Genomic DNA, 21,053 nt, shown 5'->3' on the forward strand with positions numbered 1-21,053 from the left:
CACCGAGATCTACACTCTTTCCCTACACGACGCTCTTCCGATCTCAGCACCAGCAGCTTCGGCCGGTGGCTCAGGGCGGCGGCGATGGCCAGCTTCATTGTCATGCCCCGGGAGAAGTCCTTGAAGGGCTTCTTCTCCGGCAGATCGAAGCGCTTTAAGTAGTCCTCGTAGACCGCCTGCTCCCACTGGCGGTAGGTATCCGCCATGATCTTTCCCACCTGGAGGGCGTTCAGCGTCTCGGGAAAGTGGGCCTCGTCCAGCACCACGCCGATGTTCTCCTTCATCCGGGTAAACTCCGGAGCGGAGGCGTCCATTCCCAGCACAGCGGCTCTGCCGCTGTCCGGCCGCAGGGCTCCCATGAGGAGGCGGATGGTGGTGGACTTTCCGGCGCCGTTCTCGCCCACCAGGCCGCAGATGGTACCGCTGGGCACCGTCAAATTCAGGTCCTGGATGGCGAAGCTCCCGAAGGACTTGCAGATGTGATTCAGTTCAATGGCATTCATGTTGATTCCTCCTCTGACAGGATGCGCAGCATTTCGTGCAGCTGCTCGTGTGAGAGATCGCAGCGTTTTGCCAGCTCCACGGCGGCGGAGAGATGGCTCTCCAGTTCCCGCAGCTGCTGCTCCCGGATCAGGTCCAGATTCCTCTCCGCCACAAAGCAGCCCTTGCCGGCCACGGTGTCAATGAGGCCGTCGGCCTCCAACTCGTCGTAGGCCCGCTTGGTGGTGATGACGGAAATCTTCAGATCCTTGGCCAGCGCCCGGATGGAGGGCAGGGCCTCGCCGGGCCGCAGCTGTCCGGCGATGATCTGGGCCTTGATCTGGGAGTAGATCTGGTCGTAGATCGGCTGGTTGGTGATATTTCGGATAATCAGCTCCATGGACTTTTCTCCTGTTCGTACTGTACATATACAGTATACACAGTATGAACGGTATGTCAAGGGGGGATTTCAAAATTTCCGAAAATTTCTTTGGGGGATCGGTGCACGCCGGTTTGGCCCACTGTAGTAAAAAGCGGAGGGCTTTTGCCCTCCGCCTTTTCATTCGCCGTATTTTCAGCGCATTTCGGAGACGATGTTGTCCACGGCATGGTCCACGGCGACACCCAGCTTGTGGATACTCTTACCCACCTGCGTTTTCATGGAATCCCTGCCGTGAGGCGTCATCATCCCCACTGCGGCGCCGGCCATCAGGCCCGCGCTCATACCGACCCAAAATCCGGTACATGTCTTCATATCAGTCACTCCTTTTCGGCATGGGGATAGTATGGCCCGTGTTCCGCAAAAAAACCGCGGTTTCTCCATTTGCCAAAAACTTCCCGAAAGAGTATAGTATATGTGAAAAAACAATTTTTCTGGAGGCGTCTATGACCACCATCTATCTGATCCGCCACGCCGAGGCGGAGGGAAACCTGTACCGCATTGCCCAGGGCCAGGACGACAGCGCCCTCACGGACCGGGGCTGGCGGCAGGTAAAGGCCCTGGAGCGGCGCTTTGCCGGCGTCCAAATCGACGCGGTGTACACCAGCGACCTCTACCGCACCCGGGCCACCGCCAGCGCCCTGTACCTGCCCAGGGGACTGACGCCCCGCCTGGAGCGGGACCTGCGGGAGATCCATGTGGGCGTGTGGGAGCGGAGGACCTGGGGGGAGATCGCCCGCCGCTGGCCGGACCAGATGGCGGACTTCAGCCGGCGGATGGACCGCTGGCGCATGGAGGGAGCCGAGACCCCGGCACAGGTGCTGGAGCGGGCCCTGGGGGTCCTGGGGCGGATTGCGGCGGAAAATGAGGGGAGGACTGCTGCGGTCTTCTCCCACGGCTATGTTATCCGCCTGGTGCTGGCGAAGCTGCAGGGCATCTCCCTTCGGGACACCGGAGACAAGTCCCCCACCGGGGACAACACCGCCGTCTCCTGCCTGGAGTGGGACGGGGCGTCCCTGCGGGTGGTCTGGCAGAATGACAACAGCCACCTGCTGGCGCCGGAGTTCCTGGCGGGCGAAAAGGTGCGCAAACGGGCAAACGCTCTGGAGCCGGGGCTGTATTTCACGCCGGTTCGCCTGCCGGAGCAGGCGGCGATGCTGCCGGACCTGACCGCCGCCTCCTGGGAGGGAGAGCCGCCCGTTCCGGACCCCGCCTGCCCCGCTCTGGCGGGGTACCTGGGGGAGGAGCCGGTGGGGCTTGTTCAGTTCGGCCCGGGACCGGGGGAAATCGCCCTGGCCTGCGTCCGGCGGGACTGCCGGAGGCGGGGCTTCGGCGTGCAGCTCATCGGACAGGCGGTGTACTACTGGCGGCCCTTGGGGGCGGACCGTCTGCGGATTGTCCTGCCGGAGGGCTGCGCCGCGGAGCGGTTCTTCGGGGACTGCGGGTTCGCCTCCGTGGAAGCGGCCGGACCGGGCAGCCGGCTCTGGGTAAAAGACATCGGATTTGACCCGGCGTTCAAATCCTGACAATATTTTTTGGACAGCCAGGTTCTGACAAAGTTTTCATTGACAAACAGGGTATGATTTCCATATAATACCCCTCGAAAACAAGTCCTGTAAAAGGGAGTAGCTTGCGTCCTTCGGGATGCGGCGGGGCTCGTCAGCACGATGGTTCTGGAGCCGTCCGGACCCCGCCTGAAAAAGCGAGACTTTTATTGTATGCGGCGCCGGCGGGGGGAGATCCCCGTCAGGTTTTCCGTGTGCAATGAGGGTCTCGTTTATCTTTGAAAAACGGAGGACGTGCGTGTAATGAGTATTTGGGTAACGGTACTGCTGTTCCTGCTGGGACTGGCACTGATTGTCAAGGGCGGCGACTGGTTTTTGGACGGCGCGGTATGGATCGCGGAGGCCACCGGCGTACCCCGGTTCATCATCGGGGCCACCATCGTCTCCCTGGCCACCACGCTGCCGGAGCTGACGGTGTCCGTCACCGGGGTGCTCCAGGGGGAGGTGGACCTGGCGGTGGGCAACGCCGTGGGGTCTGTCACCGCCAATCTGGGGCTGATTCTGGGCATCTCCATTGTGTGCATTCCCTCGGCGGTGGACCGGAAGCAGTTTGATCTGAAGGCCATTTTGATGGTCTCCGGCGCACTGCTGCTGTTCCTGCTGTGCCGGGGCGGCGTGCTGCCGGTGCTGCCCAGCCTTCTGCTGTTCGTGGTATTTGCCATATACATTGGGAACAACGTGATGGACGCCCGGTCCGGCATGGCGGAGAGCCGGGGGACGAACCCCAAGCGCCGCACCACTTCTCACCGGCAGATGTTCATGAAGTTGGTTCTGTTCGCCGCGGGCATCGTGGCCATTGTAGTGGGCTCCCGGCTGCTGATTGACTACGGCAGCGAGCTGGCGCTGCTGCTGGGCGTGCCCTCCAGCATCATCGGCGTCACCATGGTGGCCATCGGCACCTCCCTGCCGGAGCTGGTGACCACCCTGACCGCCATCGCCAAAAAAGAGGCGTCCATGTCCGTAGGCAATATCATCGGGGCCAACGTCATTGACCTGACCATGATCCTGCCGGTGTGCTCCGCCGTGTCCGGCGGGCGGCTGTCCATCGGTGCCCAGACCACGGCCCTGGACCTGCCGGTGTGCCTAGGCCTGTGTTGCCTGGCGGTGCTGCCGCCGTTGGTAAAGGGAAAGTTCTACCGCTGGCAGGGCGCGCTGATGCTGGGGATCTACGCCGCCTACGTGGTGGCGCTGGTGCGCTGAGAGGACAGCGCTTCGCCGAATGCTCCGGCTTACGACGGTGAAAAGACGTCCCCCGCGGGTAAGCACCCGCGGGGGATTGATTTGCTGTCAGGCAAACGTCACCACGGTGCCGGTCTTGCCGTCCAGGGCCTCCAATGCCTTGTCAAGACTTGTGATAATGGCTTTTTTTCCCGGGTTGGCCCGGACGAATTTCATGGCGGCCTCGATCTTGGGCAGCATACTGCCCACGCCGAACTGACCCTCTGCGGCGTACCGGGCGGCCTCCGCCAGACTGATGTGGCTCAGATCCTCCTGGTCCGGCTTGCCGAAGCGGATGGCCGCCTTTTCCACCTCTGTCAAAATCAAAAGCACGTCGGCTCCCACGGCTTCCGCCAGGAGCTCCGCGGCAAAGTCCTTGTCGATCACCGCCGCCACGCCCTCCAGGGTGCCGTCCGGGTTCTCCACTACCGGGATGCCGCCGCCGCCGCAGGCCACCACAATGGCGTGGTCCCACAGCAGTCGGATGGCCTCGATTTCCACAATCCGCCGGGGCAGCGGAGAGGGCACCACCCGCCGCCAGCCCCGGCCGGCGTCCTCCCGCATGGTGTAGCCCCGTTCCGCCTCCAGCTGCCGGGCTTCCTCCTGGGTATAAAAGGCGCCGATGGGCTTGGTGGGATTCTGAAAGGCCGGGTCGTTCCGGTCCACCACCACCTGTGTGGCCAGAGTGACCACGGGGTAGTTCCGGTTGCGGCTGTTGAGCGCGTATTTCAGCGCCTGCTGGATGTGGTAGCCGATATACCCCTGGCTCATGGCCCCGCAGACGTCAAAGGGCATGGGCGGGGCCACGTCCCTGGCGGCCTCGCTGGCCAGGACGATGCGGCCCACCTGGGGGCCGTTTCCGTGGACCACGGCCATCTCGTAGCCCCGCTGGCTGATCTGGGCGATGTGGGCGCTGGTCTTTTTCACAACCTCCAGCTGGGCCTCGGCGGTGGCTCCGCTGTCCTTGGACTGTAACGCGTTGCCCCCCAGGGCGATGACAATTCTCTCGGGCATGGGATGACTTCCTTTCCTGCTGCAAGTTTTCAATGGGAAGTCTGTGCCGTTTGAAAGAGTTTATGCGGCGCAAAACAAAGACCGGGGATATTTCCCCGGTCTTTGCGCTTTTTAAGTATTGTGAAAAATTACGTGTCAGGCGGCGGGTTCGGTGTCCTTCTCCGCCAGCTGGCGGAACAGGAAGGTGACGATCTGACCGCGGTTGCAGGGATTCGCGGGGGCGAAGGTGGTGCCGTCGCCGGTACCGGCGGTGATCTCATTCTCCACGGCCCAGGCCACAGCGCCGGCATACTCGGCGTCGGCGGCCACATCGGTAAACTCCTTCTCGGTCTCCGCCTCGGGGCTCCCGGCGGCCTTCCACATGAAGGTTACGGCCATGCTGCGGGTGCAGGTGGCGGCGAGATCGGCGTCTTCGGCGATCATCTCATTCTCCACGGCCCACTTGGCGGCGGAGGTACGGTCGGCCACACCCTCCTCAGCGCCGGGCTTGCCGTTGGCGCGCCACAGGAAGGTCAGAATGTGGGACACGGTGCAGGGATCGCCGGGGCCAAAGGTGGTCTCGGTCTTGCCCAGGGTGATCTCCTTGCCCACGGCCCAGTCGATGGCGGCGGCGAAGGGAGATGCGGCGTCCACGTCGGTGAACTTGGGTTCGGCAGGCTCGGTGGGCTCGTCGGGAGTCTGGCCCTCCTCATTCTTCTCCTCGGGGACGGCAGTCTCTTCGTCCTTTTTCTCCTCGTCCTTCTCCTCGGGGGCGGCGGCGGGATCGGCGGGAGTGGTCTCCTCATCCTTCGCCTCGGGGTCGGCGGGAGCGGTGGTGCCGGCGGGGGCGGCATCGTCGGCGGGCTCGTCGGCCAGAGCCATGGGCATGACGCCGAGGGTCAGGACCAGGGCCAGCAGAATGGCCAGCCATCTTCTAGTGTGCTTCATATTCTTCCTCCTTTGTTTATATGGGCGTCTCGCCGGACGCCCAAGTTAATGGAGATATTATATGCCACCCAAAAACCACTGTCAAGAGTTGGATATTCACAGAGAAGTGAATAATACAAATTGTATATATGAAGGATTTCCTGCGTTTTAATTTTTGGCGGTTTGTCAGCTTTACAGGAATTTTGAAGACACTTTTCGGAAAAAGTCGAAAAAGCCAGAGGAGATTCTCCTGAAAATTTCGCCGGAATTCCCATTATTTTTGGCTTTCCCGGCAGAAAATTTTCAAATTCAAAGAAAATCTAGATTTACATAATGTCGAAAATAATATTCTTCTACAAGGAGTTATTCACATTTTCCACGGAGTTTTCCACACAGGTAAAACCGTTGTGCTACAATGGATATACAAATTATATCCGTTTTTTTGAATTCCCGTCAATGAAGTTTTCACTTTTTCTAAAGTCTGCTTTTACTTTACATAAAACATATTGAGATTGTAGATTTTCATTTCGGCCACTTGATTTTTGATAAAGGCCGCCCTCACTATACAAAAAATACTGGCATATCCAAAAAAAGGAAGTCCCTCGTGCCTCGCCTGCAAAACACGAAGGGCCTCCATATGATATCTCTGCTGCATATTCGCCGCCCTTAGTCAAAAAACGCAGGGGGGCGCCTCGGAAATGTCCCGGGTGGCGTAAGCATTCAGCTCCATGCCCGCCGTATTTCCCGCCAAATACTCGTAATAGCCCTGGGCGCCGATCATAGCGCCGTTGTCGCCGCACAGGGACAGCGGCGGCAGATACAGCCGGCAGCCCGCCTCCCGGCAGGCACGCTCCAGACTGGCCCGAATGATGGAGTTGGCTGCCACGCCGCCGGCGGCCACGATGGTTTTGCGGCCCGTCTTCCGGGCGGCCTCCATGGTCCGGGGTACCAGCGTGTCGCTGACAGCCTGGGTGAAGTCCCGGGCCAGAGCCGCCCGGTCCAGCTCCTCTCCCACCTGCTGGGCGTGGTGGGCCAGGTTTACCACTGCCGTCTTCAACCCGGAAAAGCTCATGTCCAGGGGCGCACCGTCCACCTGGGCGTGGGGCAGGGCGTAGACGCCGCCCTGGGACTGCTGTGCCAGTTGGTCTATGGGCTTTCCGCCGGGGTAGCTGAGGCCCAGCACCCGGGCTGCCTTGTCAAAGCACTCCCCCGCCGCGTCGTCCCGGGTGGAGCCCAGGATTTCCATATCCGTGTAGTCCCGCACGTCCACGATCAGCGTGTTGCCGCCGGAGATGGCCAAAGTCAGGAAGGGGGGCGCTAAGTCCGGGAAGGCGATGTAGTTGGCGGCGATATGTCCCCGGATGTGATGGACGGGAATCAGGGGCACCCCCAGGCCGAAGGCTGCGGATTTGGCAAAGCTCAGCCCCACCAGCACCGCGCCGATGAGTCCGGGGGCGTAGCTGGCGGCCACGGCGTCAATATCGGCCCGGGTACAGCCCGCCTGCGTCAACGCCTGCTGTGCCAGGGCGGCGATGACCTCCACGTGCTTCCGGGAGGCAATCTCCGGCACCACGCCGCCGTAGAGGGCGTGCATATCCGCCTGGGAGGCGACAATATCGGACAGGACCCGCCGTCCGTCCTCCACCACCGCGGCTGCAGTCTCGTCACAGGTGGACTCAAAGGCCAATATCTTCATGGACGCACCTCCTCTCCCGCCTCCGCCGGGGCGGCGGAAAACTCCCGGGTCATGATGACGGCGTCCTCCCGGGGATGCTCGTAGTAGTTCTTTCGCCGTCCCACGCTGCGGAAGCCCCGGCTGCCGTAGAGGGCGATGGCGTCGTAATTGGAGGCGCGGACCTCCAGGGTCAAAAAAGCCAGGCGGTTCCCCTGGGCAAAGTCCAAAAAGACCTGCAGAAGCTGGCTGGCCACACCCCTGCGGCGGCAGTCCGGCCGCACGGCGATGTTGGTGACCGTGCCCTCGTCCAAAATCACCTGCAATCCGGCGTAGCCCGCCACCTGACCCTCGCTGTCCAGGGCCACCAGGAAGGCGGAGAGGCCGTTGTCCAGCTCTGCCGCCAGGAGACTCCGGGACCAGGGGTCTGAGAAGCAGATCCGCTCCAGGGCTGTCACCGCGTCCAGATGATCCGCCGTCATGGGGACGATGCGCACACGCATATTCTCACTCATATATTCGTTTCCTTTCTGATCTCCCGCCTGTGGCGGAGGTGGATGCCGATGTGCCCCATGCCCAGGACCGTCACGCCCAGGAGCATCCAGACGACCCGTCCGTAGATGCCCAGCAGGAAAAAGGCCGCCACCGGCAGCGAGGCCCCCGCCACGGGGACGCCCAGCAGGCTGGAGGTGAAATCCGCCATGGTCCGTGCACTGCGGAAGTACCGGAGCCACCAGAGCTCGTACAGGACCATCAGCGCCGCCGCCCCGATGAGCCACCAGGACCAGGGGGTCCAGGGGCGGAGATTAAAGTCCTGAAAAACCAGCGCGGCGCAGGTGGTCCACACCTGCCCCGTCCGCTCCAGCGCCAGCAGAGAGCGGCTCTCCACCGAGGGATCGTAGTCCCGGGGCCTGCAGCGGGTCCACAGCAGGTTGGGGACCAGCAGGCACAGCAGAAAGATAGCGCCCACATAGGAAAAACCAAAGGTCCCCATCATGGAGCGTCCCCCTCGGAGATCCGCTGCGCCAGCCGGGCGGCGCAGTAGTCCCGGGCGTCCTCCAGAATACTCCGCCGTCCGCCCTCCCGGGAAAAGCCGCCGTTTTCACCCCGGGCCAGATTCTCCTCAATGAGCGCCATGGCCCGGGGGGTAGTTCTCCTCGCAGAGAAGGCAGAGAATGATCCCCAGGACTTTAGGCCGCTCCTCCGCCTCCAGCCGGGTTCGGTAGGCTGCCAGATCCGGAAAGGTGTTCTCCGCCGCCAGGGCCTCCGCCCGGTCAAAGACAGCCTCCACGGCGGATTCCGGGTCCTCCGGCCCGGACAGGCGCTCCTGCCAGGCGGGGAGCCACAGGCCCCGGGCCGTAAACGCGCCCCAGACATGGAAGCTGAAGGGCTGCTCCGCCGCCTCCTCCGCCATGTGGAATACCTTCCAGTACATCTCGTCCAGCGCCGGGGGCTTGCAGTAAAAATTGGCCTTCAGGATATGGCTGTCAAAGGCAGAGGGCATCACGATCAGTACGTCCAGCAGGTTGTCCCGCACCCGGTACTGATGTCCCCGAACGGTTTTCCACCCCCGCCGCTTCCCGATCTCCCTGCAGGCTTTTTCTATGGCTTTTTTCAGGAGCTTTTCCTGCTCCCGAATCATCTTCTGCTCCTCTCTTGTCATCCCTTTGCCTCCAGCCAGTTTTTCCCCCAGTGGGCCTCCGCCGTCAGCGGGACGGAGAGGCGGACCACATTCTCCATCTCCTCCTCCAGCAGCTTTGCCGCGCGCTCCGCCTCGGCCTCGGGACACTCCACAATCAGCTCGTCGTGGACCTGGAGCACCAGTTTTGCCTCCAGGCCCTCGGCTTTCAGCCGTTTCCACACGGCAATCATGGCCAGCTTCATCACGTCCGCCGCCGCGCCCTGGATGGGCATATTCAGCGCCACCCGCTCCCCGAAGGACCGCAGGCTGAACTTGGAGGATTTCAGCTCCGGCAGGTCCCGCCGCCGGTGGAAGAGAGTCTCCACGTAACCGGCCTCCCTGGCCTGGGACACCACCCCGTCCATATACCTCCGCACGCCGGGAAAGGCGGCGAAGTAGCCGTCCATATAGGCCTTGGCCTCCGCCGTGGTGACGCCCAGGTCCTGACTGAGAGAGAAGGGAGAGATGCCGTAGACAATGCCGAAGTTTACCGCCTTGGCGCCGCGGCGCATCTCCTGGGTCACTTCGGCCCGGTCCACATGGAACACCTTGGCGGCGGTCTCAGCGTGGAAGTCGCCCCCTGCCAGAAAGGCCGAGCGCATGGCCTCGTCTCCAGAGACGTGGGCCAGCAGCCGCAGCTCGATCTGAGAGTAGTCCGCGTCCACCAGGACGCAGCCCTCCGCCGGGACGAACATCTTCCGGATCTCACTGCCCAGGTCCGTGCGGGTGGGAATGTTCTGGAGGTTGGGCTCTGTGGAGCTCAGCCGCCCCGTGGCGGTGACGGTCATCTGAAAGCTGGTGCGTATCCGGCCGTCCGCGTCCAGGGCCTTCAAAAGGCCGTCGGCATAGGTGGATTTCAGCTTGGCGTACTGGCGGTACTCCAGCACCGCCCCCACGATGGGGGCCTCGTACCGGAGATTCTCCAGCACGTCGGCGTTGGTGGACCAGCCGGTCTTGGTCTTCTTGCCGTGGGGCAGGCCCAGCTTTCCGAAGAGGATCTCCCCCAACTGCTTGGGGGAGTTGATGTTGAATTTCTCCCCGGCCAGGTCATAGATGGTCTTTTCCAGCTCCGCCGTCCGGGCGGCCAGCATCCCGCCGAAATCCGCCAAGGCCTTTCGGTCAACCCTGCAGCCCGCCAGCTCCATCTCCGCCAGCACCCGGCACAGGGGCAGCTCGATCTCCGTGAACAGCCGTTCCATGTCCTTCTCCCGGAGCTTTTCGCCCAGGGTCTCCCGCAGGGCCGTCACGGCAGAGGTATGGCTGTACAGCGACGCGGCCACCTCCGCCGTCTCTCCCAGGGGGGAGAAGGCATTCGGCTCCAGGTAGAGGGCCCCCGGCAACTCCTCGTTATAATAGGAGACAAACAGCCGGGGAAGGTCGTAGCTTCCCGCGGTGGCGTCCAGCAGGTAGGCCGCCAGGGCCGTATCAAAGACGAAGCCCTCCGCCGGGAGGCGGTTTTCCAGCAGGACCCGCATCAGGTCCTTGACGTTGTGAGCCGCCTTGGGGATGTCCGCTGAAAAGAGAGCCGCCAGCAGGGCGTTCCAGTCTCCCCCGTACCGGGAGAACCGCAGGTCTGCCAAGAGCGCGCTGTCCGGCCCGGTCCGGCACTCCACCGCCAGCACCTGGAGATCCGGCAGGGCGGTGACGGACACGCACTCCACCTCCCGCCACAGCTCCAGCAGCTCCGCGGCCCGGGCCGGGTCCGCCACCTGCTCCACAACGGCGGCAAAATCCGCCTTCTCCGCCGCCGGGGCGGCCTCCGGCGTCAGGCCGAACTTCTCAATCAGCTTGGCAAATTCCAGCTTCAAAAACAGAGGATAGGCCGCGGGGCCGGGGGATTTCACCAGATTGTCTTCCGGGGCGAACTCCAGCGGCGCATCGGTGACAATGGCGGCCAGCCACTGGGAATGGCGGGCGGCCTCCTCCCCCTCCGCCAGTTTTTTGACAAGGCCCGGCTTGGCGGGGGTCTCCGGCGCGGAGAGGATGTCCGGCATCTGCGCATACAGGCGGCCGATGGAGCCGTACATCTGGATCAGGCCCATGGCGGTCTTCTCCCCCACGCCCTTGACGCCGGGGATGTTGTCGGAGGCGTCTCCCATCAGGGCCTTCAGGTCAATCATGTGGATGGGGTCAAAGCCGTACTGCTCCCGGAAGGTCTCGGGAGTCATATCCCTGGTGGTGGTCTGGCCCATACGGGTGGAGACCAGCTTCACTTTGGTGTGGTCCGTAATCAGCTGGAGGCTGTCCCTGTCCCCGGTGACCACCACGCACTCCCAGCCATCGGCTTCGCATTTGCGGGAGATGGTGCCCAGCAGATCGTCGGCCTCCCAGCCCGAGAGCTCGTAGCGGGGGATGTTCAGCGCGTCCAGCACCTCTTTCAAAACCGGCATCTGCATCCGCAGCTCCTCCGGCATGGGCTTGCGGGTGGCCTTGTAGGCCGCGTCCGCCGTGTGGCGGAAGGTGGGGGCGTGAACGTCAAAGGTGACGCACACCGCGTCGGGGCGCTCCTCCCCCGTAAGCCGCAAAAGGGTAGTGAGAAAGCCGAAGACGGCGTGGGTATAGAGTCCGTCCCGGGTAGTCAGGGGCCGGATGCCGTAGTAGGCCCGGTTGATGATGCTGTTTCCGTCAATGGCCATCAGTTTCATGGGGAGAACCTCCAGTGCTTCCATAGATTGTAATAGTATACCCCAGATCAGGCGGCGGCGCAACGGCGAAATGGGAAAAGGGCGCGAAGCGCAGGTAAAAGTTTCGCCAGCCTTTACAAAGGCTTCGGGGACCGAGGGCAAGCCCAGGGGCGCGCCCCGCAAGGCGCGAGCTTCCCTTTTAGCACCGTAAAACCCAGCGGCTGAGCGCACCTTTGCCGCCCGAAGGGTTGTAAACAGCGTCCCTCGTCCCCCATACATTTTATTTTATGTGCCTGCTCAAAAAAGAGGAGCCGCTTTCGCGGCTCCTTTTGGTGTTCTTGTCAATCCGCCGTATGGCCCTCCAGGGTCAGCAGGCGGCGGGTGGCGTCCAGGTCCTTGTCCTCCGCCCAGCCGTAGCGGTACGGGCCGAAGACGTCCTGACACAGCATCCGGGTCTCCCGGTCGCAGCCCTCTCCCGAAAAGAGGGGAGTGCCGTCCGCATTGGTCTGGGTGCCGTCGTAGAAGCAGAGCTGGGTCAGGGTGAACATCAGCGGGTCTTTCAGGTTCAGCCCCGGGGCGGACAGGTCCTCCCGCTCAGGGGAAACCGCCAGCACCATGTCGTAAAACCGCTCCGTTTGGCCCAGAGAGAAGACCTTTTCATTCAGGAACTCCGCCGTGTCCCCGTTCCGCGCCGCCGAATCGCTGTCGTCCCGGGGAAACACGTCGATCTCCCCGGCCTCCGCCGCCTGAATCAGCTGGTCAAAGTCCCCGTATACCGTGACGCGGGAGAGGCTCGCTGTGGTATTTCCCTCGTAGTTGTCCGCCAGCCACAGGTCCACCGCCCGGCGGCCCGGCAGGGAATCCCGCTCCAGCAGGCCCCAACGGGCGCGGTTCATCTCCTCCCAGGTGGGCAGGTCTCCCTCCTTGCCGGCCCGGACGGCCAGATTCAGACCGTAGTCCGTGGGGGCGGCGCAGATGGACGCCTGGAAACTCCCGCCGCTGTCCGTCCACAGAGGGCTCTCATTGGCGCCGGGGCCGGAGGCCAGCAGCAGGACCGCCTCTGTCTCCTGGCCGGCAAAGCCCTCGGCGGGCAGAATGGCGATGTCCACAGCGCCCCCGTTCAGTGCCTGTACCGTGGCGGCGGGAGAGGACCCGATGGTAACCTGTATGGTGTCCGTAATAATGGATTGATTTTCCGCCAGGGTGGACCGCAGGAGCTCCGGAAGCGTTCGGGCGGCCTCCATCAGCCGCTCCGAGCCGAGGCCGCCGCGGCAGATCTCAATACGCAGGATGTCCAGCTCCAGGGGATTCTCCGGGGAGACTGGGCGGGGTTCCCCGGGCTCCTTCGTCCCGGAAGGCGGGTCCTGTACCGGGTCCGGCGGGGCGTCTTCCCGCCGTCCGCAGCCGGACAGCAGCAGGGCCAGAGCCAGCAGCAGGGGTAACAGTTTCTTCATAGGCGCTCCTTTTCCGCTGAGGGTGTGGTATGATACCTGTATTCTAGCACTCCGTCGGCAAAGGCGCAAGGGAGGCCCCCGGGAAGCATCCAAACGCGCATTTTATTATTCGCGGTTCCGGTTTTGCGGCTGCGGCTTTGCAGGGGCGGGGCTTTGTCCCCGCCCGGCTTCCCGAAATCGCCTGTTTTCCGGTGGACGGACCGGGACAGAGCCCGTCCCGCATAAAATACGCGAAGAAGGCTCCCGCATCTCCTGACCGGGCCATTTTCGTCTCAACTCCGGTACTTCAAAAAATTTTTCCAAAGAGTGAAAGTATTTCCCCCGCTCAATCGTACCCTATATGAGCGCGCTTCAAAGGAGTTGAAATCAAATGAATTACAGCCAGCAAGCGGAACGTCTGGCGGAGACTTACGCCGACGCCATCCTCCGCCTGAGCTACACCTATCTGAAAAATACCCAGGACGCCCAGGACGTGTGCCAGACCGTCTTTGTCAAGCTCCTGACGGAGCCCCGGAGCTTCGAGAGCCCCGCCCACGAGCGGGCCTACATCCTGCGCATGGCGGCCAACGCCTGCAAGGACATCCTGAAAAGCCCCTGGCGCCAGCGTACCCGCCCCCTGGAGGACGGATTTCAGGTCCCCGCCCCGGAGGCGGAGGACGGCTCCGTCCTGGCGGCGGTAAATACCCTGCCGCCCCACTACCGGGCTGTGATCTACCTCTGCTACTACGAGGGCTACACAGCCGCGGAGATCGGGGAGATCCTGGGGGTGCCCACCGCCACCGTCCACACCCGTCTGGCCCGGGGCCGGACCAGGCTGAAAGAGATTTTAGGAGGAATGGACTATGAGCAATCTGTCTGAGTATAAGCAGAGTATGGAAACCCTTCACTTTACCCCTGAGCAGAGAGCGCAGCTGGCGGCCGGCGCCGCAAAGGCGGCCTCCCGTCAGGTGGCCCACCGCACCCGCAGGCCCTTTGGCAAGATGGCGGTCATCGCCGCGGCGGCGGCAGTGATGCTGGCGGTGGGCGCCGGCGCCGCGGGCGTCCTCCCCAGCCCCATCGACGTATTTACCCCCCTCTTCGGCGGCAGCGTGGCCCAGACGGAGGTCATCGACAAGATCGGCCATCCCATCGGGGCCTCCGCAACCGATAACGGCATCACCGTCTCCGCCGACGCCATCATGGGCGACGAGTACAACGCCGTTATCGTCTACACCCTCACCCGGGAGGACGGGGAACGCTTCCTGCCGGAGGGCAAGGACCTGAACGAGACCTACCTGATGATGGGCGGCTTTGGCGGCAGCAGCTGGGTCAAGGGCGGCAGCCACGGCACCAGCTGGTTTGTGGACCAGGACCCGGAGGACAACGTGATCCAGATGGTGGAGACCGCCTCCTCCAACGTTCCCATGACCCACGGCACCGCCACGGCGGATTTCCAGGATCTGCGCTATTGGGATTCGGAGACGAAGCGGGACGAGCTGCTGTATGAGGGCCGGTGGAAGTTCCGGTTTGAGGTGGACTACGAGGACTGCTCTGTCCGCATGGGCGGCGGCGAGACCTTTTCTCAGGATGGGCTGGGCTTTACCATCGACAGCGTCAGCGTTTCCCCCGTCGCGGTGAAGGTGGACTATACCGCGGACACGGAGGTGGTCTGGTCCAACAGCCAGAGCGGACGGCAGGACCCCGAGGACGCCCGCCAGTCCCAGCGGTATCTGGAAAACGTGGAGATCCTGCTGGCCAAGACCGACGGCACGGTCATCGACCTCAGCACCTCCGGCGGCAGCCTCCGTCCCGGAAACGGCGTTACTGCCTGCACCAAGGGCCAGGTGCTGGAGGAGATCATCCCCCTGGAGGAGCTGGCGAGCATCTCCGTGGGCGGCGTGGTCTACCCCATCCACGCGGATTAAAAGAGGAAACGCGCCAGGGTGATCAGCCCTGGCGCGTTTTTGCGTATTGTAAATCCCCGTGGCGCGGGAGGGTTCCCAGACCTCCCGGCAGATCCATCATAGCCTCCTCTTCCGCGGAAGTCAAGCAGAATAGTTGCGCATCGCAACGATTTGTGCAAAGCGTCAAAAATGGCGGGACGGAATTGACCATCCGCCCTTGTCCTGCTATGATACGATGTAAAAGGAGGCGATGGCATGGACCCCACCAAGCGCCGCATCCGGAAGATCGACCGGGACGCCCAGCGGTTCGTGGCCCAGGCTCTGGGCAATACGGACCTGAGCCTCAGCGACTACGACATGATCCACACCGTGCGCCACCGCCCCGGCGTCACCCAGGAGGAGCTGCGGCGGCTGTACTGCCTGGACAAGAGCACCATTGCCCGCCGGGCGGCGAAGCTGGAGGAGGCGGGCTATATTTACCGCCGCCCCAGCGCGGCGGACAAACGGCGCAAAGAACTCTTTGTCACCGAAAAGGGCGACGCCCTGCGGGAGGCCAAGGTGGAGGCGGAGGCCTTTTACTTCCGCTGGCTGACGGCGGAGCTGACGGAGGCGGAGCTCTCTGTGCTGGTGCCTCTGTTGGATCAGCTCCAGCGCCGCAGCCGGGACGAGCGGCGGCAGGAGTTTGTCCATTTGCTGGAGGAGTATGAAAGGATGTTTGCTGTAAAGGGTGAATGCGGGATTCTGCCTGACGCAACATAGCGGGAGCTTTGCCTGTGGCGGCTTTTATGAATCCCTGTCCCCTCTAAATTCCGGGGAAAAGGCTATTGCAATTTTTTCCGCGATAGATAAAATAAGCCCGGAAACACAAAAGCGGCAGGCCGCAGGGTGTTGCTACCACCTTGCGGCCCCGTACGGGTGAGATCAGCACTCAGCACGGCGAATATACCGCACCACAAAATCGTTATACCCGGTTCAGACTGCGATTTCAAGGCTGAATGCGGATTTTGCTGTGTGTGCATTTTATACGGGGCTGAGGTAAAACTCGGTCCCGCTCTTTGTGTTTCCAACGGGCCCCGGGCGGGGGCGCGTCTCCCGCCCGCCCCTCGGGGCTCTGTTGGAATCAAAATTGAGAGGAAGAAGGCAAATGAAGGGATGATGATTTTTCATTGCTCGAACTGGGGCGCCGGCCCGTTTTTCGTGCCGGCCTGTTGTGGAAAGGACGGATTGCGATGAGCGAGACGCTGCGGGAGTGGCTGGACAGGGAGCTCCGGGATTTTGAGCCGGTGTGGAAATCCTTCCGGGGCAGACAGCGGAGGATGTACTACATCTGGATGGCGGCGGCCGTGGCGGGCATGGCGGCTCTGGGCTTTGGCGCGGGATACGACTGGACCTACGTGCTGCGGGTGCATCTGCCCATCGGGGCAGGCATCGCGGTATTCATCTGGCTGTGCGTGCTGCTGACCAGCCGGGCCGCCACGATGAAGAGTGTGCGGAAGAGCTTCGAAAAAGCCCTTTCGGCTCTTTCGCCCTCCGATCAGGAGGCGTTCGCCCGGCAGAATTTCGGCAGGGCGGATTTTCTCAACACCTTCGAGGACAGTTTTCCCGCCCGGCTGCTGGCGGGACCGGATTTCTGGCTCTACTTCAGGGATGTCTGCCAGATCTGCCGGACGGCGGATATGGAAAAGCTGGGCGCGCGGGAGGAGACAGTCCGGTTTCACTACCGGAGCGGCGGCGTCCGGGTGCGCCGGAAGACCGGCGCCGGGGTCTCCCTAGTGGTAGACTACCGGGAGGACACCGCCTCGGCCAGGCAGGGGCCGGACCGGGTGTATCTGGCCAGCTGGGAGCAGCTGCAAACGGCGAAGGACCTGATTGCCCGGCACTGCCCGAAGGCGGAAACCCTGTGGAGGGAAAAATAAAAAGGAGCATACCGAACTATGAATACAAAAAAGACGCGTTTTCTGCCCTGTCTGCTGCTGACGGCGCTTATGCTGTTCCTGTCCGCCTGCGGGCAGGCGGACGGCGGGAGCGGCCAGGAGACGGAGGAAATTCTGCTGCCCGTCAGCATAAACGGCAAAGAGGTCAGGGTGGGAGAGACCACCGTCCAGACCCTGCTGGACGAGGGACTGGAGGTATCCTGGGTGGACGAGAATTATAATCGGATTACCGTAGACCCCGCTACGCAGCTGGAGGCCAACGCCTACTACACCGGCGGCAGCGTGAAGGTGTCGGACAACATGTCCTTCACGATCTCCCTGGTGACGGAGGAGGCGGTTTCTCTGGGACAGGCTGTGATCGCCCGGCTGGAGCTGAACATGGCCGCCGAGGACGATGAGAGTGTTCTTGAGACGATTTCCTTCGACAGTGTACCGGTCACCGAACTGACCCGGGAAAAGGCCGGGGAGAAGTATCCCGACTGGACCGGAAACGAAGTGATGTGGCTGCACTACGGCCTGGAATACAAATACGGCCTGAATTTCGATATTTCCACCGGCAGTCTCAGCGGCTTCACGGTGGAGCGCACCTACGGCGTGGATTGGAACAGCTGAGAAGCGGATTTCCGGCGGGAAAATCGCAGCATACATTCCGGCAACGCCCCGATCCTGGGCAGCGGCATAAAGCGGCGCGGCCCCTTTTGGGGGGGACGCATGAACCCCTTGAAAACAGCTTTTGAAAGACCGGAGAAATCAACAGCGGGACGGCAGAGCCGTCCCGCTGTTGATTTGAAGGTTAAAAGACCGGGGCCACTTGGAGGGACAGGTCTTCCCGCACCAGGTCATAGAGAACCTGCATTCCGGCGGGGGTGGCGGCGAAGTCTTTGACACTTTTCAGGGCCTTCCACTGCTCGCCGCAGTCGCTTTGGGCCAAGATTGTTATCAAATGGGCATCAGCCTCCTCCAGGGTCAGCACCCCCTCGCAAAAGGTCTTGCCCGAGGAGGTGGCGGTGGTGTAGGTCCAGCCCACCTCGTCCAGATTGTCCACCAGCGCCAGAATCTGGGGGCCGTAGTAATAGCGCATGAACACATCGGCGGAGGTGTCACCCCAGTGACTTTGGAAGTTGATGGTCCAGCGGTAGGGCCGCGCACTGGTGGTCAGCTCTGTGGTGTAGCCCCAGGTCTGGTCATCCAGGCCCACGGCCTCAGCCACCCGGCCCAGGGCCGGGGCGTCTCCCGCGTAGGGCGTCCGGGCCTCATAGCGGTGCATGGCCGCGCTGGTGACCACCACGCCGTCCTGGTAGACCACATCTCCGCAGAGCCGGACCTCCCGGACGCCCTCCAGAGGCACCGTCAGGCGGCCCCAGCCCTCGTCGTGGAAGGGAGAGACGGTGACGGTCCGGCCGAAGATCTCCACGAGGCCATTCTCCTCGTCGGTCTCCCAGCCATAATAGGCCATGCCGGAGTTTACGCAGTCGATCATCAGGTGCAGTACGTTCTCCTCGTCCACGTAGTGGCGCAGGGCGTAGGTCTGGGGCTGGATGGGGGTGCCGATGAGAAAAATCTTGGCGGCAAAGCCTCCCGCGATTACCAGCACCGTACACACCACCGCCGCCACAAGGCGAAACCGGCTCCGCCGCTTCACCTGCTTGAGGTAGTCCAGCTCCCTCCGCTCCTCCTCCAGCCTGGAGGCCAGCTCCGGGCCCACCATGGCCGCCTGTTTCGCGGCGCAGTCCGGGCAGGAGCGCAGGTGCCGCTCCACCGCCTGTCCAGTCTCCTCTGAGGTCAGTCCCTCCACATAGTTTGGCAGCAGGTCCCGCACCACCGCACAGGTCAGATCATTTCTCATCCTTCACTCCTCCGTTCCGCAGTTTTTCCTTTGTCCGGTAAAAGGCCACCCGGGCCCAGGTCTCCGTCCGGCCCATGACATCCCCGATCTCCCGAAAGCTGAGGCCGCCGAAGGCCCGGAGGTACACCACCTCCCGGGGCTCCGGGGGCAGGCCGTGGATCAGCCGCAGCAGATCCAGCCGGCCCTCCCGCTCCAGCAGGACCTCCTCCGCCGAGGCGGCGGGGACCTCCGGCGCCTCCTCCGGCATGGGGGCCTCCCGCTTGTGTCGGCGCAGGTGCTGGTACCACAGGTGCTTGGCAATCTGGCAGAGCCAGACGGAGACTTTGCACCCGCCGTCAAACCGGTCGATGGAGCGCACCGCCTGGTAAAAGGTCTCCTGAGTCAGCTCCTCCGCCAGGTCCGGGTCGTGGGTGTGGGAGAGGAGAAACTTGTAAACGGTCTGGGCGTGGTTCCGGTAGATCTCGTTCATATCATCCATGGTCCTCTCCCCCTTTCACCTGTTATGTCCCTTTTCCGGCCCGAACGTTACAGCGGACGCAAAAAAAGTTTGACGGGCATCGCCCGTCAAACTTTTTATTCCAGCGATTTGGCCTCAAACAGCTCCTCAAAGGAGCGGAAATAGTAGTCCGCCAGCGCCCGGATCTCCTCCTGATCCTCTTCGGCGGAGGGGTCATAGATGGCCGCCACACGGAAGCCCGCCGTCTTGGCGGTGCGGATGGCGTGGAGGGCGTCCTCAAAGATGACGGTGTCTTTCTTGTTGGAGCGGAGCCGCCGCATGGCCCGCTCATAGATCTCCGGGCTCACGTCCTTGCCCGCTCCGGTCTCGGCGGAGGTGACGAGGCCGCGGAAGCAGTCCCGAATGCCGGCGTGCTGGAGGGCCTTCTCTGCCAGGTGGCGGTCCGTGGCCGTGGCCACGTACATCCAGACGCCCTCCATCTTCAGAAGGGAGAGAAGCTTTTTTACGCCGGGCTTGGCCTCCACCTCGTTTTCGTAGAAACGCTTTACCTGGTCCTCAATTTGGGCATAGACCGCATCCACCGTCTCCGGCAGGCCATACGCTTCCTTGCAATAGGCCGCGCCCTGGCGGGCCGTCATGGGCTTGAGCCGCTCCCCCAGGTCCGGGGCGGGGGTAATCCCCCGGGCCTGGAGCATCCTGGGGCCGATCTCCCGCCAGATGTGCATGGAGTCCAGCAAGGTGCCGTCCATGTCAAAAATCGCGCTTTGCAGACGCATGGCAAATCCCTCAGCAGAGCTTGGCCCCGGCGGGGATGGCGTCATCCACCATCAAAAGGTGCAGGGCCTCCTCCCCCTTCTCGGTGTGGACGGCGGAGATCAGCATCCCGTTGCTCTCCAGCCCCATCATCTTCCGGGGGGGCAGATTGACAATGGCCACCAGCGTCTTTCCCACCAGATCTTCCGGCTCGTACCACTGGTGGATGCCGGAGAGAATCTGACGGTCCACGCCGGTGCCGTCGTCCAGGGTGAAGCGCAGAAGCTTTGTACTTTTCTTCACGGCGTCGCAGGCCTTCACCTTTACCACCCGGAAGTCGCTCTTGCAAAAGGTGTCGAAGTCCACCTTCTCCGTCAGCTGGGGCTCGATCTCAATATCCGGCCGGGCGGCGTCCTCCCTGGCGGCCTGGGCGGCAGACTCCAGCTCCTCCAGGGCTTTGTCCATATCCACCCGGGGGAACAGATTTTCCCCCTTGTTGACGGCGGCATCCTCCGGCAGAGTGCCCCACTTCGCAGCACTGTCCCAGGTGCGGGCCTCCGCGGGGGCGCCGGTCTGGGCAAAGAGCTTCTCCATGGAGTCCGGCATGAAGGGCGTCAGCAGCACGCCGCAGATGCGGGTGACCTCCAGAAGGGTGTACAGGACGTGAGCCAAACGGGGGCCATTGGACTCCATGTCCTTGGACAGCTTCCAGGGGGCATTCTCGTCGATATACTTGTTGGCCCGCTGGATGACCCTGAATACGTCCTCCAGGGCCTTGTGGGGGGCGAAGGCATCCATATCCTTTTCATAGGCGTCCCGCAGGGCCGTGACAGCGTTTTGCAGCTCCGTGTCCCAGGGCTCCGGACTGGCCCAGTCACGGCACCCGGCGGGCAGCTGTCCGCCGAAATACTTGCCCGTCATGGCGGTGGTGCGGCTGACGAGGTTCCCCAAGTCGTTGGCCAGGTCGTTGTTGATGGTCTGGATCAGCAGCTCGTTGGAGAAATTGCCGTCGGAGCCGAAGGGGAAGGTGCGCATGAGGAAGAAACGCAGAGCGTCCACACCGAATTTTTCGGCCAGGATATAGGGGTCCACCACGTTGCCCTTGGACTTGCTCATCTTGCCGCCGT

Annotated in this window: 22 protein-coding genes; 7 read left to right on the forward strand and 15 right to left on the reverse strand. The window is 62.8% G+C overall.

What is annotated here, in order from left to right; all coding sequences use genetic code 11:
* Positions 1 to 499: 499 nt before the first annotated feature.
* Positions 500 to 880 carry a GntR family transcriptional regulator gene (locus QZ326_RS04245; protein ID WP_295741606.1) on the reverse strand — a complete coding sequence of 127 codons (381 nt, stop codon included), beginning with the start codon at positions 878 to 880 and terminating at the stop codon, positions 500 to 502.
* Between the two features lie 174 nt (positions 881 to 1,054).
* The gene (locus QZ326_RS04250) at positions 1,055 to 1,234 is read right to left on the reverse strand and encodes a hypothetical protein (protein ID WP_016322170.1); all 180 of its coding nucleotides are present in this window, start codon (positions 1,232 to 1,234) and stop codon (positions 1,055 to 1,057) included.
* 131 nt (positions 1,235 to 1,365) lie between these two features.
* On the opposite strand from QZ326_RS04250, the gene QZ326_RS04255 reads away from it, so the two are divergent.
* Both QZ326_RS04255 and QZ326_RS04260 read left to right on the forward strand, forming a co-directional pair.
* Positions 1,366 to 2,445, forward strand: a complete 1,080-nt coding sequence (locus tag QZ326_RS04255; RefSeq protein ID WP_295741608.1) for a bifunctional histidine phosphatase family protein/GNAT family N-acetyltransferase — start codon at positions 1,366 to 1,368, stop codon at positions 2,443 to 2,445.
* A gap of 282 nt (positions 2,446 to 2,727) precedes the next feature.
* Entirely contained in the window at positions 2,728 to 3,684 is a 957-nt protein-coding gene (locus QZ326_RS04260) for a calcium/sodium antiporter (protein WP_295741610.1), read from the forward strand.
* Between the two features lie 87 nt (positions 3,685 to 3,771).
* Here the strand turns inward: QZ326_RS04260 and arcC are convergent, their stop codons facing one another.
* The 9 genes from arcC to QZ326_RS04305 form a co-directional block, all read right to left on the reverse strand.
* Positions 3,772 to 4,716, reverse strand: coding sequence for a carbamate kinase (gene arcC / locus QZ326_RS04265; protein ID WP_295741613.1), 945 nt, complete (start codon positions 4,714 to 4,716; stop codon positions 3,772 to 3,774).
* A gap of 135 nt (positions 4,717 to 4,851) precedes the next feature.
* A complete protein-coding gene (locus QZ326_RS04270) occupies positions 4,852 to 5,643 on the reverse strand; it encodes an S-layer homology domain-containing protein (protein ID WP_295741616.1) in 792 nt (263 codons plus the stop codon).
* Positions 5,644 to 6,292: 649 nt separating this feature from the next.
* Positions 6,293 to 7,318, reverse strand: a complete 1,026-nt coding sequence (tsaD, locus tag QZ326_RS04275) for a tRNA (adenosine(37)-N6)-threonylcarbamoyltransferase complex transferase subunit TsaD (protein ID WP_295741619.1) — start codon at positions 7,316 to 7,318, stop codon at positions 6,293 to 6,295.
* Positions 7,315 to 7,809: a ribosomal protein S18-alanine N-acetyltransferase gene (gene rimI, locus QZ326_RS04280; protein WP_295741622.1), complete on the reverse strand. Its 495-nt coding sequence runs from the start codon at positions 7,807 to 7,809 to the stop codon at positions 7,315 to 7,317. The genes tsaD and rimI overlap by 4 nt, the downstream gene beginning before the upstream one ends.
* The gene (locus QZ326_RS04285) at positions 7,806 to 8,288 is read right to left on the reverse strand and encodes a hypothetical protein (protein WP_295741661.1); all 483 of its coding nucleotides are present in this window, start codon (positions 8,286 to 8,288) and stop codon (positions 7,806 to 7,808) included. The genes rimI and QZ326_RS04285 overlap by 4 nt, the downstream gene beginning before the upstream one ends.
* Positions 8,288 to 8,431, reverse strand: a complete 144-nt coding sequence (locus QZ326_RS04290) for a hypothetical protein (RefSeq protein ID WP_295741625.1) — start codon at positions 8,429 to 8,431, stop codon at positions 8,288 to 8,290. The genes QZ326_RS04285 and QZ326_RS04290 overlap by 1 nt, the downstream gene beginning before the upstream one ends.
* Positions 8,418 to 8,957 carry a hypothetical protein gene (locus tag QZ326_RS04295; RefSeq protein ID WP_295741627.1) on the reverse strand — a complete coding sequence of 180 codons (540 nt, stop codon included), beginning with the start codon at positions 8,955 to 8,957 and terminating at the stop codon, positions 8,418 to 8,420. Before QZ326_RS04295 ends, QZ326_RS04290 begins: the two co-directional genes overlap by 14 nt.
* Entirely contained in the window at positions 8,954 to 11,620 is a 2,667-nt protein-coding gene (gene polA / locus QZ326_RS04300) for a DNA polymerase I (protein WP_295741630.1), read from the reverse strand. The genes QZ326_RS04295 and polA overlap by 4 nt, the downstream gene beginning before the upstream one ends.
* Before the next feature lie 320 nt (positions 11,621 to 11,940).
* Positions 11,941 to 13,053 carry a PhnD/SsuA/transferrin family substrate-binding protein gene (locus tag QZ326_RS04305; protein ID WP_295741631.1) on the reverse strand — a complete coding sequence of 371 codons (1,113 nt, stop codon included), beginning with the start codon at positions 13,051 to 13,053 and terminating at the stop codon, positions 11,941 to 11,943.
* A gap of 370 nt (positions 13,054 to 13,423) precedes the next feature.
* On the opposite strand from QZ326_RS04305, the gene QZ326_RS04310 reads away from it, so the two are divergent.
* The 5 genes from QZ326_RS04310 (at position 13,424) to QZ326_RS04330 (ending at position 17,482) form a co-directional block, all read left to right on the forward strand.
* Positions 13,424 to 13,912 (forward strand): RNA polymerase sigma factor, encoded by a 489-nt coding sequence (locus tag QZ326_RS04310; protein ID WP_295741634.1) that lies wholly within the window; start codon positions 13,424 to 13,426, stop codon positions 13,910 to 13,912.
* On the forward strand, positions 13,896 to 14,957 hold the full coding sequence (locus QZ326_RS04315; RefSeq protein WP_295741636.1) for a DUF4179 domain-containing protein: 1,062 nt from the start codon (positions 13,896 to 13,898) through the stop codon (positions 14,955 to 14,957). Before QZ326_RS04310 ends, QZ326_RS04315 begins: the two co-directional genes overlap by 17 nt.
* 234 nt (positions 14,958 to 15,191) lie before the next feature.
* Complete coding sequence (locus QZ326_RS04320) at positions 15,192 to 15,695, forward strand: MarR family winged helix-turn-helix transcriptional regulator (RefSeq protein WP_295741640.1); 504 nt, start codon at positions 15,192 to 15,194, stop codon at positions 15,693 to 15,695.
* A gap of 470 nt (positions 15,696 to 16,165) precedes the next feature.
* Complete coding sequence (locus QZ326_RS04325) at positions 16,166 to 16,852, forward strand: hypothetical protein (RefSeq protein WP_295741643.1); 687 nt, start codon at positions 16,166 to 16,168, stop codon at positions 16,850 to 16,852.
* A gap of 18 nt (positions 16,853 to 16,870) precedes the next feature.
* Positions 16,871 to 17,482, forward strand: a complete 612-nt coding sequence (locus QZ326_RS04330; RefSeq protein ID WP_295741646.1) for a hypothetical protein — start codon at positions 16,871 to 16,873, stop codon at positions 17,480 to 17,482.
* A gap of 181 nt (positions 17,483 to 17,663) precedes the next feature.
* Here QZ326_RS04330 and QZ326_RS04335 read toward each other — a convergent pair whose 3' ends face one another.
* From QZ326_RS04335 to metG, 4 genes are all read right to left on the reverse strand, one after another.
* Positions 17,664 to 18,716 carry a DUF4825 domain-containing protein gene (locus QZ326_RS04335; protein ID WP_295741649.1) on the reverse strand — a complete coding sequence of 351 codons (1,053 nt, stop codon included), beginning with the start codon at positions 18,714 to 18,716 and terminating at the stop codon, positions 17,664 to 17,666.
* Complete coding sequence (locus tag QZ326_RS04340) at positions 18,706 to 19,194, reverse strand: RNA polymerase sigma factor (protein WP_295741651.1); 489 nt, start codon at positions 19,192 to 19,194, stop codon at positions 18,706 to 18,708. The genes QZ326_RS04335 and QZ326_RS04340 overlap by 11 nt, the downstream gene beginning before the upstream one ends.
* A gap of 95 nt (positions 19,195 to 19,289) precedes the next feature.
* A complete protein-coding gene (locus QZ326_RS04345) occupies positions 19,290 to 19,949 on the reverse strand; it encodes an HAD family phosphatase (protein WP_295741654.1) in 660 nt (219 codons plus the stop codon).
* Positions 19,950 to 19,959: 10 nt separating this feature from the next.
* The coding region (gene metG, locus QZ326_RS04350; RefSeq protein ID WP_295741658.1) for a methionine--tRNA ligase subunit beta at positions 19,960 to 21,053 on the reverse strand (1,094 nt) is incomplete at its 5' end.

The organism is uncultured Oscillibacter sp. (genome assembly GCF_910587525.1).
GTDB lineage: Bacteria > Bacillota > Clostridia > Oscillospirales > Oscillospiraceae > Oscillibacter.

Excerpts from the sequence above, each read along its gene's own strand:
- QZ326_RS04270 (WP_295741616.1), bottom strand. The coding sequence starts at position 5,643 with ATGAAGCACACTAGAAGATGGCTGGCCATTCTGCTGGCCCTGGTCCTG.
- rimI (WP_295741622.1), bottom strand. The coding sequence starts at position 7,809 with ATGAGTGAGAATATGCGTGTGCGCATCGTCCCCATGACGGCGGATCAT.
- QZ326_RS04260 (WP_295741610.1), top strand. The coding sequence starts at position 2,728 with ATGAGTATTTGGGTAACGGTACTGCTGTTCCTGCTGGGACTGGCACTG.
- QZ326_RS04250 (WP_016322170.1), bottom strand. The coding sequence starts at position 1,234 with ATGAAGACATGTACCGGATTTTGGGTCGGTATGAGCGCGGGCCTGATG.
- QZ326_RS04285 (WP_295741661.1), bottom strand. The coding sequence starts at position 8,288 with ATGGGGACCTTTGGTTTTTCCTATGTGGGCGCTATCTTTCTGCTGTGC.
- QZ326_RS04305 (WP_295741631.1), bottom strand. The coding sequence starts at position 13,053 with ATGAAGAAACTGTTACCCCTGCTGCTGGCTCTGGCCCTGCTGCTGTCC.
- QZ326_RS04245 (WP_295741606.1), bottom strand. The coding sequence starts at position 880 with ATGGAGCTGATTATCCGAAATATCACCAACCAGCCGATCTACGACCAG.
- QZ326_RS04320 (WP_295741640.1), top strand. The coding sequence starts at position 15,192 with ATGGACCCCACCAAGCGCCGCATCCGGAAGATCGACCGGGACGCCCAG.
- QZ326_RS04310 (WP_295741634.1), top strand. The coding sequence starts at position 13,424 with ATGAATTACAGCCAGCAAGCGGAACGTCTGGCGGAGACTTACGCCGAC.
- QZ326_RS04330 (WP_295741646.1), top strand. The coding sequence starts at position 16,871 with ATGAATACAAAAAAGACGCGTTTTCTGCCCTGTCTGCTGCTGACGGCG.
- polA (WP_295741630.1), bottom strand. The coding sequence starts at position 11,620 with ATGAAACTGATGGCCATTGACGGAAACAGCATCATCAACCGGGCCTAC.
- tsaD (WP_295741619.1), bottom strand. The coding sequence starts at position 7,318 with ATGAAGATATTGGCCTTTGAGTCCACCTGTGACGAGACTGCAGCCGCG.
- QZ326_RS04345 (WP_295741654.1), bottom strand. The coding sequence starts at position 19,949 with ATGCGTCTGCAAAGCGCGATTTTTGACATGGACGGCACCTTGCTGGAC.
- QZ326_RS04315 (WP_295741636.1), top strand. The coding sequence starts at position 13,896 with ATGAGCAATCTGTCTGAGTATAAGCAGAGTATGGAAACCCTTCACTTT.
- QZ326_RS04340 (WP_295741651.1), bottom strand. The coding sequence starts at position 19,194 with ATGGATGATATGAACGAGATCTACCGGAACCACGCCCAGACCGTTTAC.
- QZ326_RS04295 (WP_295741627.1), bottom strand. The coding sequence starts at position 8,957 with ATGACAAGAGAGGAGCAGAAGATGATTCGGGAGCAGGAAAAGCTCCTG.
- QZ326_RS04325 (WP_295741643.1), top strand. The coding sequence starts at position 16,166 with ATGAGCGAGACGCTGCGGGAGTGGCTGGACAGGGAGCTCCGGGATTTT.
- QZ326_RS04255 (WP_295741608.1), top strand. The coding sequence starts at position 1,366 with ATGACCACCATCTATCTGATCCGCCACGCCGAGGCGGAGGGAAACCTG.
- arcC (WP_295741613.1), bottom strand. The coding sequence starts at position 4,716 with ATGCCCGAGAGAATTGTCATCGCCCTGGGGGGCAACGCGTTACAGTCC.
- QZ326_RS04290 (WP_295741625.1), bottom strand. The coding sequence starts at position 8,431 with ATGGCGCTCATTGAGGAGAATCTGGCCCGGGGTGAAAACGGCGGCTTT.
- QZ326_RS04335 (WP_295741649.1), bottom strand. The coding sequence starts at position 18,716 with ATGAGAAATGATCTGACCTGTGCGGTGGTGCGGGACCTGCTGCCAAAC.